This is a genomic window from Microtetraspora glauca, from assembly GCF_040656155.1.
Lineage (GTDB): Bacteria > Actinomycetota > Actinomycetes > Streptosporangiales > Streptosporangiaceae > Microtetraspora > Microtetraspora glauca.
Genome location: NZ_JBFALK010000029.1, coordinates 16975 through 31663, shown reverse-complemented (window position 1 = coordinate 31663; position 14689 = coordinate 16975). Strand labels below are relative to the sequence as shown.

Sequence of the window (14689 nt, the reverse complement as noted above, 5' to 3'; positions counted from 1 at the left end):
AGCTCGTGCGGGGTGGGTAGCCCGTCGCCTGAACCGGGGGTATTCCCCATGGTCGTCGCCGCGGCGTGTGCCGTAGCCTCGTTCAAGCCGTTGATCTTCAGGGGCCGGAACCGGCGGCTTCCACAGAATTGGGGGACATCCATGCGCAAGCAGCTCCGCTTCCTCGGAGCCGTCGTGACAGCCGGGATCTGCGTGAGCGCGCTCGGCGCGTGCGACCTGAGGGCCAAGTCGACCCTTCAGGACGACGCCGTGGTGTCGGAGAAGATCACATCCGTACGGCTGGACAACGACTCCGGCGGCATCACGTTGCGCGGGGGGAAGAACGCCACCGAGGTGTCCGTCCGCCGCCTGATGGAGTACAGAGGTGACCCGCGGGAGGGGACGACCTACCGCGTCGAGAACGGCGTCCTGATCCTCGAGGGGTGCGGGCGGCACTGCTCGGTGAACTACACGGTCGACCTGCCCGCGGGACTGCCGGTGAGCGGTGAAACCTCCTCGGGAGCGGTCGCCCTGACCGATGTGGGCGAGGTGGACGTGACCACCACCTCCGGCGCCATCGAGCTGGACGGGGTCACCGGCGCGGTCGTCGCGCGGACCAGCAACGGCCGGATCACCGGACGCGGGCTGAACGGTGGGCGCGTCCAGGCGCGAACCTCCAACGGCGCGATCGACCTCACCCTGGTCACTCCACAGGACGTCCGAGCGGAGACGTCCAACGGCGGCATCACCCTCACCGTCCCGGCCGGGCGGTACAAGGTGTCCGCGCGGACCCAGAACGGCGGCAAGGACATCGGCGTTTCCGACGACCCCGCCGGCGAGCACCAGCTTGACCTGACCACGAGCAACGGAGCCATCACCGTCAAGCCCGCCTGATCGGGACCCGAACGCGCGCGAGCCGGTCGTTCGCCCGGCTCGCGCCCGCGTACGGGGACGTCGGTGAAGGTCCGTCAGGTCATCGCGTAGCCGAGCAGCGACTCGTAGGTCAGCCCCTCGCAGTTCGCCTGAGATGTGACCAGGTGGTCCCCGTTCACCGTGTTCCGGCACCGGTAGAGCGGCACAGAGCCGCTGACCTGCGTGGTGTACGCGTGACCGACCGGCCCCATGGGGAACTGCCCCTCGCAGCCGCCGTCACGGGTGAGCATGGTGTGGTTGCCGACCTTGCACTCGTACAGCGCCACGGTGCCGGACGCGGGCCGGCGCAGCAGCCGCCACGACTGCTCCAGGGTGACCCCGGGCGGCAGCAGCCGGGAGGAGGCCACATGGCCGCGGCTGGTGCTGAAGCCGCGCCGGAGCCGGGTGTACGGCAACTCCTCGAAGCCGCAGGACAGCTGAGCGGGCGACAGGTCGGAGCGGTTGGCCAGGGCCCAGGTGGACCAGGCGGGCTTGGCCGTGCCGTCCGTACGGCGCAGGCCGACGCCGAGCCCGGCGGCCGTCTCGTCGGGGTGGTCGCTCATCCGGTGCCAGATGTAGCTTTCGATGCCGGGTGTCCCGAGCACGTTGCGGAACGTGTCGCACAGCTTGGCGGCCTGGGCCGACTCGCTGGACGGTGACAGGGAGTTGACGCCGCTCTCGGTGAGCTGGACTTCCCAGGCCGAAGGGGTGCCGGGGAACTGCTGCCGCAGCCAGCCAACCAGGACGCCGATGTTGCCGTAGGTCACCCTCGGGAAGTCGTCGGCGGAGAAGTCCGGGCTCAGCAGGTTGGGCGGATAGGGGTGGTAGGCCACCCGCCAGGCACGGGACCCGGCCCGCGCGGCCAGCCCCTTCAGCACGGTCATGCCCGACAGCATCGCCTCGCTCGCCGCGGGCCGGTCGTAGGTGGTGCCGAAGTAGTGGTCGAGGGAGATGAGCACCTTGGCGGTGGACTGCCTGGCGATGATCGCGTCGTAGGCGGCGTTGTAGTCGGCGGCGATCGTGTTCAGCCAGGCGGTGGTGTCGCACGCGGTGCCCTGGCCGCAGCCGATGTCGAACCAGGTGTTGCTGTTGACCTCGTTCATGATGATGAAGTCGGCGATACGGCCGTTGCCGTGTTGCCCGTCGTAGCGCTGGGCGAGCATCCCGGCGAAGCGGGCGTAGTCGGCCGGGTCGTTGGGCACGCAGAACTTCTCGAATCCAGCGGCCGCCGGGGTGCAGGTCCGGCCCTGCCGGGCCCAGGCCGGTGTGCCGTACACGACCGCGCTGACGACGAGTCCTCGGTCTGTCCAGGCCTTGATGGCGGAGTCGACGTTCGTGGCGACGGTGAAGCAGTGCCCGTCGAACTCCTGCTGGCCCGTCGCGCACGGCGGAGCCTTGACGCTCGGCTCCCACTCCGCCCAGATGAGGTTCATGGCGACGCCGCCGGTGTTGTTGCCGGAGATCTCGTCCTTGTTCGACCAGAAGTCCGGTTGCAGTCCCTTGATGCGGTAGTCGGAGCGGGTGGGGTAGGGGAGCGCGTCCGCGGCCTGCGCGGTCGACGGGGCCACGCCGAACTGGGCGGCGAGGACGAGGACGAGAGCGATGAGGATGCGGTGGACTGCCCGCGCCATGCGGGACCTCCTGTAGCTGATGAGCCCCCGAGGTATTAAAACGTCTCAAGGATGGCTCGGAGGGAGGTTCGAGGCAAGAGCAGGTCCTGATATTTCGCGCAAGTCAGGTAATCATGCAGTTCAGGGAAGTACGCGAGTAGTCGGGCGCTGGATGGTACGGGCGGCCATGGCGGGCGAGGTTCACGCCAGCGCGGGAAGACCTGGCCTCATTGGGTGCCTACGTTGAAACGTATCACGACAAACCCGGGAGATCGGGTATGTGGGAGGGGCTACGAAGGGGGTCCAGGGCTCAGGCGATGGTCGTCCAGGGTGTTCCACCCCAGGTATTGCGTCCGGATGTTCGCCCGCCCGGCTCCCGGGCCAGGTTCGTGGTCGTCCGTGTGGTCGTCCGTGTGGTCGGGTCAATGGTCGCGTGAGCGGGGGAGCGCGGAGGTGGAGGCCCGCACCACCAGCTCGGGCTGGAAGACGATCTCCTGGTGCCAGTGGTTGGCGTCCCCCCGGGAGTCGGTGAGCAGCAGCTCGGCGGCGGCCTGCCCCAGCTGGTGCTTCGGCTGACGCACCGAGGTGAGCGACGGCGAGAGCAGTGCGGCGAACTCCACGTCGTCGTAGCCCATCACGGCCATCTCGTCAGGAACGGCGATGCCGCGCCGCTCCAGACCCCTGAGCGCACCCAGCGCGACCATGTCGTTGACGCAGAAGAGCGCGGTCGGCCGTGTTCTGGCGAGAAGCTCGTCGAGCCCGGTCTCTCCCCCCTGGGCGGTGAGCGCGGGGAGCGACACCTCGGTGACCACGTCCTCGGGGTCGAGCCCGGCGTCGCGGATCGCCCGGAACAGCCCCTGCCGCCGGTCGCTGCACTGCCTCACGATGGAGGGCCCGTTGAGGAAGCCGATGCGCCGGTGGCCGAGCGAGAGCAGGTGCCTCCCGGCGAGCTCGCCCCCGCGTACGTTGTCGACCGCCGCGGTGCAGAGCTGCGATCCGGCGCCGAGCCGGTCGAGCAGCACGATCCCGATGCCGCGACGGTGCAGCTCGACGAGGTGGCCGACATCGTCGCCGGCCGGGGTGATGAGGATGCCCGCCACCCGGTGCTGCTCCAGGGTCTGCAGGTGGTGGGCCTCCTTCTCGAGCGAGTCGCCGGAGCTGCACACCACGAGCAGGAGCTGCTCCTGGGACAGCCGGGCCTCGATGCCGGGGAGCACCTCGGTGAAGAACGGGTTGCCGATGTCGCGCACCACGATGCCCACCGAGCGGCTCGTGCCCGCCCGCAGTTGCCGGGCCGGCGCGCTGGGCACGAAGCCGAGCGTCTTGATGGCCTCCCGAACCCGGAGCAAAGTGGGCTCCGCGACGAGCTCCGGCCGGTTGAGCACGTTGGAGACGGTGCCGATGGACACGCCCGCGTGGGCCGCCACGTCGACCATGCTGAGCCGGCGGCGACCGGCCGCCCCGCTCTGAGCGGCCTCGGGAGTGCGGCGCGGGTTCGTGCGGGGGCGGGGGCGTGACGCCGAGATCTCGCCCGGCTTGTCGGTGTCGGACACCGGCGGACAGCCCTTCTGCTCGCCTGCGATGAAAGGCCAGTCTACTGGTTGAAATGTTTCAGCGACCACTTCATGGCCACATCGTGCCCACTTCACCCCTCGGATGGCGGTCGCATCACGCTGACGTCGGCCGGGCGCCGTCGCCGAGGGTTGACGCCACGTCGTCGCGATGTCTACGGTTCCCGGGGTTGAAATGTTTCAATATTTTGTTTCCCCTGGTGCAGGGCATGAAGGAGAGCGAACACATGGAACAGGGCTCCGCGGCCACCCTCATCGTCACCGATCCCCGGGTGGAGGGGCGGACCGAGCCGCTCGGCCTCGGCGAGTCCGCGCCGAGGTTCTCCTGGTTGCTCGCCGCCCCGGCGGGGGACCGTGGCCGCGTCCAGAGTGCCTACCGGATCCTCGTCGGCCGGGAGAGCGACCCCCTCGACGAGGACGCCGACGTGGTGTGGGACAGCGGCGTGGTCCCGTCGTCCGCGACATACGACATTCCGTACGAGGGGACGGACCTGCGCCCGCGCACGCGCTACCACTGGCGGGTGCGGGTCACCGGCGGGCCCACCGGGACCGGGGGATCCGGGGAATCCGGGGGATCCGGGGGATCCGAGGCATGGTCCGCGTGGAGTCCCGCGCACTGGTTCGAGACCGGGATCGGCGACGCGACCGGGTGGACCGCGGACTGGGTGGGCACGCCCCGCGTTCCCGGCTCCCAGCGGCTTCCGTCCCTGGAGAACGTGCCGTACATCTGGGTCGCGGGCCCGCTCGGGCCGTCGGAGTCCGAGACCGGAGCGTTCCGCGCCCGGTTCACCGTGCCCGGCGGGGCGCGTCCCCTCTCTGCGTGGCTCGTGATCGGCGGCGCGACCGCCCGCGAGGTCCACCTCAACGGCCTCCCGGTCGCCGGGGAGATCAGGGACGGCGCCTTCGTCGCCGACGCGGGCGACCTGGTGGCCTCCGGTGAGAACGTGCTCGCGCTGTCCGCCGAGGCGCGGGACGGGACGCCGGGCGGCCTGTGCGCGCGGCTGGAGATCGTGGTGGAGGGCCGTCCCGCGCTGCCCCAGCTCGTCCCCGTCGCCGGAGACGCCGCCGTGACGGTGACCTCGAACGGCCGCTGGCGGGCAGTCGAGCGGCCGGAGAGCGGCTTCGAACGTCCCGAGTTCGACGACTCCGGCTGGTCGCTCGCCGAGGAGACGGGCCTGCACGGCGATCCGCCGTGGGGGCGCGAGCCGGTCGCCGACCGGCCGAGCCCCTACCTGCGGCGCGAGTTCGACGTGCCGCGTCCCGTTCGTCGCGCGCGCCTGTACGCCACCGCACTCGGCGTCTACGAGCTGCATCTCAACGGGCGGAGGGTGGGCGCCGACCACCTCGCCCCCGGCTGGACCGACTACCACCACCGCGTCACGTACCAGACCTACGACGTCACTGCGCTGGTCTCCGAAGGCCGCAACGCGCTCGGCGCGGCGCTCGCGGACGGCTGGTACGCCGGGAACATCAGCTGGTTCGGCTCCTTCCAGTACGGCAGGCGGCTCGCGCTGCGCGCGGAGCTGGAGATCCTGCACGACGACGGCACGACGACTCGGTTGCGCACCGACCCCGACTGGAGGGCGGGCGGCGGCGCGATCAGGTACGCCGATCTCCAGAACGGTGAACGGCAGGACCTGGCCGCGGAGCCGCCGGGCTGGACGATGCCCGGGTTCGACGATTCCGGCTGGCTCCCAGCCGTACCCGTGAGCCCCCCGTCGGGGCGGCTGGCCGCCGCCGTCGCCCCGCCGATCCGGGTGCACGAGGAGCTCGCGCCGAAGGCGGTGTGGGAGGCACGGCCGGGCGTCTGGATCGCCGACTTCGGGCAGAACCTGGTCGGCTGGGTCCGCCTGACCGCACGCGCCGACCGGACGCGCCCGGTGGTGCTGCGCCACGCCGAGGTCCTCGACCACGACGGAACGCTCCACCTGGCCAACCTGCGTTCGGCCCGCGCCACGGACGAGTTCCTCCCGCGAGGCGGCGCGGACGCCGAGACCTTCGAGCCCCGGTTCACCTTCCACGGTTTCCGGTTCGTCGAGGTGACCGGGGTGCGGGAACCGCTCACCGCGGACGCGATCCGGGCCCGTGTGGCGTACGCCGCCATGGAACCGGCGGGGGAGTTCACCTGCTCCGACGAGCGCCTCGACCGGCTGCAGCGGAACATCGTGTGGGGCCAGCGAGGGAACTTCCTCTCCATCCCGACGGACTGCCCCCAGCGTGACGAACGGCTGGGCTGGACCGGTGACATCTGGGCGTTCGCGCCCACGGCACTGTTCAACTACGACGCCCGGTCGTTCCTGGAGAGCTGGCTCGCCGACGTGGTGGACGCGCAGGCCGAGGACGGCGCCGTCACGCACGTCGCGCCCGACGTGCTCTCGGGCCGCGGCCTGTCACCCAACCCCAAGGAGGCCGGCTCGCCCGGCTGGGGAGACGCCATCGTGATGGTGCCCTGGGCGTTGCACCGCCTCCGCGGGGACACGGGCGCCGTCGCCAGGTACTACGAACCGATGCGCCGCTGGCTCGGCTACCTGCACAAACGCTCGACCGCCGGCATCTTCCCCGATGAGGGCTTCGGCGACTGGCTGAGCATCGGGGCCGAGACCCCCAAGGGGCTCGTCGGCACCGCGATCTTCGCGCTGTCGGCGCGGCAGCTCGCCGGGCTCGCCGCGGCCCTCGGGCGCGACGACGACGAGCGGGCCTACCTCGACCTGTACGCCCAGGTACGACGGGCCTTCCGCGCCGCCTTCGTCACGGGTCCCGGCGTGGTCGCGAGCGGCACGCAGACCGCCTATGTGCTGGCGATCACCGCCGGCCTGCTCGAGGACGCGGAGCTGCCCAGGGCGGCGGCGCGGCTGGTCCGCGACATCGAGGCACGGGGCGGGCATCTGTCCACGGGTTTCCTCGGCACGCCGTTCCTGCTCGACACGCTGACCGGCACCGGGCACATCGAGACGGCCTACCGGCTGCTGCTGCGGGACAGCTTCCCCTCGTGGCTCTATCCGGTCGTGCACGGTGACGCCACGACCATGTGGGAGCGCTGGGACAGCTGGAGTCACCATCGCGGCCTGCAGGACCCGGGGATGAACTCCTTCAACCACTACGCCTACGGAGCGGTGGGGGACTGGATGTACCGGACGATCGGCGGGCTCGCTCCCGCGACTCCCGGTTACCGGGACATCGTGGTACGGCCCCGCCCCGGCGGGGACATCACCTGGGCCACGACGGCCCACCGCACCCGGCACGGCCGGGTGGAGGTCGCATGGCGGCGGGAGGACGGCGGCTTCGCCCTGGACGTGACCGTCCCGCCCAACACGCGTGCCGAGGTGTGGGTGCCCGCCACGGAGCCGGCGCGGGTGACCGAGGGCGGGCGCCCGGCCTCCGAGGCGGCGGGGGTCCGCTTCGACCGCCACGCCGACGGTTGTGCCGTCTATCGGGTGGGCTCGGGGTCCTACGCCTTCCGCGTCTGATAGGGAGGCGGGATGGCGGGGCGGCGGGGTGGAGCCCGGGTGAAGTCCGCCGCTCCACCTCGCCGTCCTGGGCGTTCGCCGGGCCCCGGGTAGTTGAACGTTTCACCAGGCGGAACCCGGATGAGGCGGCGACGCCGCGCACCCTCCCATGGTGAACAAACCGTTATCCCTGGCTATTGACACGTGCGAAGGGGATGACGAGACTCGAAACACTCCTGAAACGTTCAAATGCCTCCTGGGTAACCGATCGGCGGGCCGGAGGTCATTCCATGTTCGTCGTGAGGTTCCACATGATTAGCGGAGAGGCCGTTCCATCGTGATCAGCCGTAAGGCATCGCCCGGACGCCGGCGCGTCCCGTGGGGTGTCTACCTCGTCCTGTTGCCCACTTTCGTGGTGCTCGCGGTGTTCGCGTACTACCCGGCCCTGAGCGGGATGCTGCACTCCTTCTATGAGTGGCGGCCGGGGTTCAGCTCACCGTTCGTCGGCCTGGAGAACTTCGTCACCATGCTCGGCGACGACGTGTGGTGGGAGTCGTTCCGCAACGTCGGGATCATCTTCATCTGGGCGACCACCCTCATGTGGGCGTTCCCGCTGCTCGCCGCCGAACTGGTCATGTCGCTGTCGAGCGAGCGGCTGCGGTTCGTCTTCCGTACGCTGCTCATCCTTCCGCTCGCCTTCCCCGCCGTGGTCAACGTGCTGCTGTGGCAGTTCATGTACGACCCGAGGGACGGCGTCATCAACAGCTTCCTGCGCGCGGTGGGCCTCGACGGGCTCGCGCACAACTGGATCGGCGACCCGGACACCGCGCTCGCCGCGCTGATGACCGTCGGCTTCCCGTGGGTGGCGAGCCTGCCGTTCCTGGTCTTCCTGTCCGCCCTGCAGAACGTCCCCGCCGAGATCTACCAGGCGGCGGCGGTCGACGGCGCGGGTCGGCTGCGGCGGTTCTGGAGCATCGACCTGCCGATGATGCTGCGGGACGTCAAGCTGCTGCTGGTGCTCGCGGTGATCGCGGTGCTCCAGTACGGCCTGCAGGCGCACATCATGACCAAGGGCGGCCCTGACAACGCCACCCAGGTCCCGGTGCTGCGCATGCTCGACGCCGCGTTCCTGGACACGAGCTGGGGGTACGCGGCGGCTCTCGGCACCGTCCTCTTCGTGCTCACACTCGGGGTGAGTGTGGGCGCGCTGCTGATCGGCAAGAGAGGAGGCAAGGGTGCCGCTGCGTGAGGAATCCCCGAACGCGTCCCCGTCCCCGAACGCGTCCCCGGACATGGACCCGTCCCCGTCCCCGTTCACGGACACGGGTGTGGGCGTGGGCGCACGGACGGTGTCCCGACCGGCCGCGCGGAACCGGGTGAGCCGCACGCGCCGGACCGACCTGGTCGTCGGCGGACTGCTCTCGCTCCTCGCCTTCGCCGGGCTGTTCCCCTACCTGTTCATGTTCGTCGCGTCCTTCAAGGACAACGAGCAGTTCTACGCGAGTTACTGGACACCCGCCTGGCCGGTCCACCTCGGCAACTACGCCGTCGCCTGGGAGAAGGTCAGCCCCTACCTGTTCACGTCGTTCGTGGTGGCCGGGCTCGCGATCGCCGGCGCGCTGGTGCTCGCCACGGCGGCGGCCCACGTGTTCGCCCGCTTCCGTTTCCCCGGCAGGAACGTCCTGTTCGGCCTCGTCGCGGCGCTGCTCATGGTGCCCTCCATCACGAGCCTGATCCCGCTGTTCATCCTGATGCGGGATCTGGAGATCCTCGACACGCGGCTCGTGCTGATCATCCCGCACATCACCGGCAACACCGTGTTCGGGATCGTGGTCATGCGCACCTACATGGCGCAGCTCCCCGAGGAGATCTTCGAGGCGGCCCGGGTCGACGGGGCCGGCGGGATCCGCGTGTTCGTCTCGCTCATGCTGCCGCTCGCCCGCCCGGTCATCGGCACGGTGGCGCTGGTGACCGTGCTGGGCGTGTGGAACGACTACTTCTGGCCGCTTCTCACCGTGCAGACGGACGAGTTCCGCACGATTCCCGCGGGCCTCGCGTTCTTCGCCAACCAGAACGCCCAGCAATGGGGGCCGCTGTTCGCGGGGTACGCGCTGGCGAGCCTCCCGCTGCTGCTGCTGTTCACCTTCCTGTCCAAGTGGTTCCTGGCCGGGATCCAGGGCGGGATCGTCTCCGGGAAATGACCCGCTCCCGTGACCCGCTCCACGTGACCTGACCCCTGTGATCGGCTTCCTCTGACCCGCCCTCGGTTCGATCTCTGCCCGGCATCGGCCGAGCATGCGATTGAAACGTATCAATCAGCATCACCCCCCAGAAAGGATCAGGTTCCATCATGACTTCACGTACGCCCCGCCGTACGCGCACGCCCTCCGTCGCGCTGCTGGCCGCACTGCCGGCGCTGGCGGTCGCGACCGGCGGCTGCGGGCTGCTCGGCACCGACAAGAAGGCCGACACCGGCGAGGCCGGTCAGGGCAAGGTGACCATCACGCTGGCCGGTCCGAACCAGTGGAACACCAGCGGCAGCAGCTTCGGTCCTGCCTGGGAGGCGCTCGTCGACGCGTTCGAGAAGCGCGAGCCGGGCATCGAGGTGCGCACCCAGGTGCTCCCGCTCGACGGCTTCACCCAGACGATCACGTCCCAGCTCGCCGCGGGCACCGCGCCCGAACTGGTCTTCAACCAGCCGCCGCACAAGGCCCACGAGGTGCACGCGCTCGACGAGGAGCTGCAGAAGCCCAACCCGTACGTGCCGGGCAACCAGCGCTGGATCGACGTCTTCAGGAAGGAGTACTTCGGCCCCGACGTGTCCAAGGCGCTCAGCAAGGAGAGCGGGAAGCTGGAGTACATCCCGTTCAACCTGGTGGCGATCGGCCTGTTCTACAACAAGGACGCCTTTACCAAGGCGGGCATCCAGCAGGCGCCCGCGACCTGGGAGGACTTCCGGGCCGCCTGCGCGAAGCTCAAGGCCGCCGGGTACGACCCCGTCGCGCTGGACAAGGGCGCGCTCGCCGCCGGCTGGACCTGGGAGTCCATCACCACGCAGCTCACCGACAAGTACTACGACCAGTGGAACTACTTCGACGTCACCGGCAAGCCCGGCAAGGCGCCGAGCGTGACGGAGAAGTCTCTCTCCAAGGCGATCAAGGAGGGCACGCTCACCGCCGCCAAGACGCCGGAGGTGGCCGAGTCGCTCAAGCTCTACAAGGAGTTCTTCGACAACGGCACGCCGAACTGGAGCGGCGTGGCCGACGGCGGCGCCACCGTCGGCTACCGCGACTTCGTCACGGGCAAGGCGGCCATGTCGTGGGGCACCGACTTCGCCGTCGAGGCGCTCAAGACGGACGCGAAGTTCGCGATCGGCACCATGCCGTTCCCGACGATCACCAAGGCCACCACTCCGGTGTCCACGGACGCCCCGGCACGCTACGGGGCCTCGGTCGGCGGCACCAGCTACATGGTCCCGTCCACGGTCAAGGGGGAGAAGTACGCCGCCACGATCAAGTTCCTGCAGTTCATGAGCTCGCCCGCGATCAAGCCCTGGCTGGACGCCACCGGCGGGCTGCCCGCGATCGAGGGCGTGGAGCCGTCGTCCGAGACCGCCGGCCTGCTCGAAGGCGAGTGGGGCAAGATCTACCGGGTCCACGGGTTGCCCGGAGGACCGGAGGGCTCCCCCTTCCGCGAGGTGTTCGACGGCTTCCTGCTCGGCAAGCGCTCCCTGCAGGAGGAGCTGCCCGACCTGCAGAAGTGGTGGGACCGCGGCGTCGAGGCCGGGATCAAGAAGAACAACTGGGGTGACGAGGACTGGGCCAGGTAACCAGGCGATCACTTCCTGTCACCAACCCCCCGAGCAGGAGATGGAATGTCGCACACACACTCGTCCTCACCACGGGTCCGCACGCGCTCCGCGCGCCTGCGCGGCGGGCTCCTCGCGCTCACCCTGGCCCTTTCGGGACTGACGGTGAGCACTCCCGCCCACGCGCGGACCGCCCTCGGCGTCACCGGCGTCGCCGTCGGACAGGACACGGTCGTGGTGACCGGCGCGTCGAACGGCGGCCGGGTGACGCTGTACGCGCTCGACGCCTGGCAGGACCCCGAGAGCCGCGCCGGGGAGCAGCCGGTCGCCACCGTCGACGCGGCCGCCGACGGCACGTTCACCGCCGAGGTGCCCCGCCTGGACGGAGACGAGGACCGGCTGCACGACAAGTTCCTCGCTGTCGCCGACGGGGGTGAGGTGCTCGGCGGCGTGCGCTACGCCACCGACCTGCGCTTCCCCGCGGCGAACCAGTCCCCCTACCCGCAGGTGCCGGGCAAGAAGGGCCTGCAGGTGCAGATGACCGACGACGCCGAGGAGCTCGGCACCGCCCACGCGGCCATCAACCTGGCCCTCGACACGGTGATGCTGGCCGGGCCGGGAGACCCCGGCAAGACGATCGAGTTCGTCTCGCAGGGCAAGCGCTACTACTTCGACAAGAGCGCGGTCACAGGCGTGGACGCGCAGGTCAAGCCGTTGTCGGACAACGGGATCCTGGTCAACATGATCGTCCTGGTCTACGACAGCAAGAAGGCCGGCTCGGCGGCGTCCACGCTGATCCATCCCGACGCGGAGATCGGCAAGGGCACGGTGTACGCCTTCAACGTGAAGAACGCCCAAGGCGAGGAGTACTTCACCGCCGCGATGGACTTCTTCGCCCAGCGCTACACCCGCGCCGACGCGAAGTACGGCAGGGCCTGGGGCTGGATCGTCGGCAACGAGATCGACGCCCAGCAGTACTGGTACAACATGGGGCACCAGGAGCGGGGCGTCTTCCTGGAGCAGTACGCCCGTGCCCTGCGGCTGACCTGGCAGGCCGTGCGTAAGGCGGACGCCAACGGACGGGTCTACACGTCGCTGACCCACTTCTGGACCGGCGCCGTCGGCGACGACCCGACGTACACCTACAAGGGCAGGGACGTGGTGGAGGGCCTCAACGCCATCACCAAGGCCCAGGGCGATTTCGACTGGTACATCGCCTACCATCCGTACCCGGAGAACCTGTTCGATCCGGCGTTCTGGAACGACAAGACCGCGACCGACGGCTTCGACACGCTGCGCATCACGTTCAAGAACATCGAGGTGCTGCCGCGCTATCTGGCCCAGGAGCGTCTGCTCTTCGACGGGCGGCCGCGCCGGGTGATCCTGTCCGAGCAGGGGCTGAACTCCCAGGACTACACCGACGACGCGCTCAAGCTTCAGGCCGCGGCCTACGCGTACGCGTATTACAAGATCGCGTTCTCCGAGGGTATCGACTCGTTCATCCTGCACCGGCACGTCGACCACAAGCAGGAGGGCGGTCTGCGCCTCGGCCTGTGGACCTGGGACGAGGAGCACACGTCCCCGTCCAACCCCGGCGACCGCAAGCCGCTGTACGACGTCTTCAGGTACATCGACACCGAGCGCTCGCTCGAGGTGACCGAGTTCGCCAAGAAGATCATCGGCATCGCGGACTGGAAGGATGCCATCCCGGGCTTCGATCCGGCGAAGCTCGCGACACGGAAGGTCCCGTCCACCGTCGGTGTCCAGTTGGACGCGAAGCCCGCGCTGGAACGCGTGATCTCCGACTTCGAGCAGGACACCGGCGGCTGGCGCCCCTCCGACAACGCCGCGGCCGTCGAGCGGGTGGCGGTCGACGGCGGACACGCGCTGCGCGTGAGCTTCGATCGCGACCTCCCGTCCTGGTCGATGTACGCCAAGCCGTACAAGGGCGCGGACCTGCTGCTCGACAAGGCGCTGGACGCCTCGCGCACGCCGCAGCTGTCGGTGTCGGTGCGCGTGCCGGAGACCGCCGACGACGGTTTCACGCCCGGGAACGTGTTCTCGGCCAAGGTCCGCGTCTACGGTCCCGACGGACAGGTCGCGGAGGGCGTGGGCTCGATCGACCCGGCCCGCGGCTGGAACCGGCTCACCCTCGACCTGTCCCGATGGGCGGGCCGTGGCGCGATCTCCCGCGTCAAGGTGTGGGTGCGCGGCTCGGTCGGCTCCGACTGGGCGGGCTCCTACGAGATCGACCGGCTGAGTCTGGCCCCGGTGGCTGTGCCCTCGGCGGGGCACCGCAATGTCGAGATCACGGCCTCGGCCGCGGAGCGCGGGGTGATCGGGTCCGCGGTGACGTTCACCGTGACCGACCACGACGTGCTGCCTCTCGTCGGCTCGATCAGGCTGGGCGGTTGTGACAGCGTGACCGTCGATCCCGCGGTGCTCCGCGTGACCGGCGCGCGGACCGGCGAGAGCCGTACGACGACCACGAAACTCACCGCGTACTCGCCGGTGGACGGGAACCATCCGGTGGTCTGCGCGACCTACGCCGGGGAGACGCACCGGGTGACGGTGCGGCTGCCGGCGGCGGCGGCCTACGTGCCGCCCAACCCGGACGCGTTCGCCAACCGGGAGTTCTCGGACACCTTCGACACCGACAGTTCGGCGCGCTACCAGACGCACCGGGTGCTGCCGGAGGACAAGGAGACGCCGCAGTTGACTGTCGGCGGTGGCACGCTGTCGGCGGAGCATCCCACCGCGAGCTGGTTCGGCCTGGTCGCCGGGGACGTCTCGCCGCGCAACCCGGCGTTCAGCACCGCGATCACGATCAGGAAGTTCCAGGGGAACTCCACGGACATGGACACGGTGTACGCCGGGCTGGTGAAGGACGGGACGACCGACGTGGCGGCCTTCTACGTCAACACCGCCAAGTTCGCCGGCTTCGAGGTGCGCGGCCCGCAGGTGCCGGGTGGCCTCGCGGTCTTCGGCGTCAAGCAGGGCGTGACGATCCCGGACGGCGGCCGGTTCGCCCTGTCGCTGGTCGGCGACCGGGCCGCCATGTACGCCGACTCCGGTGACGGCTGGAAGCTGCTCACCGCCGCCACGCTCGAGCATCTCCCGCAGCTGACCGACCCGGACGTGCGGGCGGGGTACCGCTACGGGTTCGGCCTTCGCGGCGACGCGGGGACCGCCCCGCTGGTGCTCGACGCGGTGGAGGGGCGCAGCATCTCCTGACAAGTCTCCACACCGATCCTCCCGGGCCAGGGGCCGAGGGGACGCCGGAGCCGGGACGCCGGAGCCTGGGGCGCCGGCGTCCCCGTCGGTCAGGGGGCCCCGGCCTCCGCCGCGGCCGCGATCGGGATC

8 protein-coding genes are annotated in these 14689 nt (G+C 70.1%); 6 read left to right on the top strand and 2 right to left on the bottom strand.

What is annotated here, in order from left to right:
• Positions 1-141: 141 nt before the first annotated feature.
• Entirely contained in the window at positions 142-873 is a 732-nt protein-coding gene (locus tag AB0I59_RS37410) for a DUF4097 family beta strand repeat-containing protein (protein WP_358140766.1), read from the top strand.
• A gap of 74 nt (positions 874-947) precedes the next feature.
• Here the strand turns inward: AB0I59_RS37410 and AB0I59_RS37405 are convergent, their stop codons facing one another.
• Both AB0I59_RS37405 and AB0I59_RS37400 read right to left on the bottom strand, forming a co-directional pair.
• Entirely contained in the window at positions 948-2522 is a 1575-nt protein-coding gene (locus AB0I59_RS37405) for a DUF5722 domain-containing protein (protein ID WP_061259985.1), read from the bottom strand.
• Between the two features lie 401 nt (positions 2523-2923).
• A complete protein-coding gene (locus AB0I59_RS37400) occupies positions 2924-4054 on the bottom strand; it encodes a LacI family DNA-binding transcriptional regulator (RefSeq protein ID WP_082777475.1) in 1131 nt (376 codons plus the stop codon).
• 245 nt (positions 4055-4299) lie between these two features.
• Between AB0I59_RS37400 and AB0I59_RS37395 the strand changes: the two genes are divergently transcribed.
• From AB0I59_RS37395 to AB0I59_RS37375, 5 genes are all read left to right on the top strand, one after another.
• On the top strand, positions 4300-7539 hold the full coding sequence (locus tag AB0I59_RS37395; RefSeq protein ID WP_358140762.1) for a family 78 glycoside hydrolase catalytic domain: 3240 nt from the start codon (positions 4300-4302) through the stop codon (positions 7537-7539).
• A gap of 316 nt (positions 7540-7855) precedes the next feature.
• A complete protein-coding gene (locus tag AB0I59_RS37390; RefSeq protein WP_358140759.1) occupies positions 7856-8767 on the top strand; it encodes a carbohydrate ABC transporter permease in 912 nt (303 codons plus the stop codon).
• On the top strand, positions 8754-9719 hold the full coding sequence (locus tag AB0I59_RS37385) for a carbohydrate ABC transporter permease (protein WP_358140756.1): 966 nt from the start codon (positions 8754-8756) through the stop codon (positions 9717-9719). The genes AB0I59_RS37390 and AB0I59_RS37385 overlap by 14 nt, the downstream gene beginning before the upstream one ends.
• Before the next feature lie 149 nt (positions 9720-9868).
• Complete coding sequence (locus AB0I59_RS37380; RefSeq protein WP_358140753.1) at positions 9869-11347, top strand: ABC transporter substrate-binding protein; 1479 nt, start codon at positions 9869-9871, stop codon at positions 11345-11347.
• Between the two features lie 45 nt (positions 11348-11392).
• Complete coding sequence (locus AB0I59_RS37375) at positions 11393-14560, top strand: DUF5722 domain-containing protein (protein WP_358140750.1); 3168 nt, start codon at positions 11393-11395, stop codon at positions 14558-14560.
• The last annotated feature ends 129 nt before the right edge of the window (positions 14561-14689 follow it).

Coding starts and splice junctions, on each gene's coding strand:
- AB0I59_RS37410 (WP_358140766.1), top strand. CDS start 142: ATGCGCAAGCAGCTCCGCTTCCTCGGAGCCGTCGTGACAGCCGGGATC.
- AB0I59_RS37405 (WP_061259985.1), bottom strand. CDS start 2,522: ATGGCGCGGGCAGTCCACCGCATCCTCATCGCTCTCGTCCTCGTCCTC.
- AB0I59_RS37395 (WP_358140762.1), top strand. CDS start 4,300: ATGGAACAGGGCTCCGCGGCCACCCTCATCGTCACCGATCCCCGGGTG.
- AB0I59_RS37380 (WP_358140753.1), top strand. CDS start 9,869: ATGACTTCACGTACGCCCCGCCGTACGCGCACGCCCTCCGTCGCGCTG.
- AB0I59_RS37375 (WP_358140750.1), top strand. CDS start 11,393: ATGTCGCACACACACTCGTCCTCACCACGGGTCCGCACGCGCTCCGCG.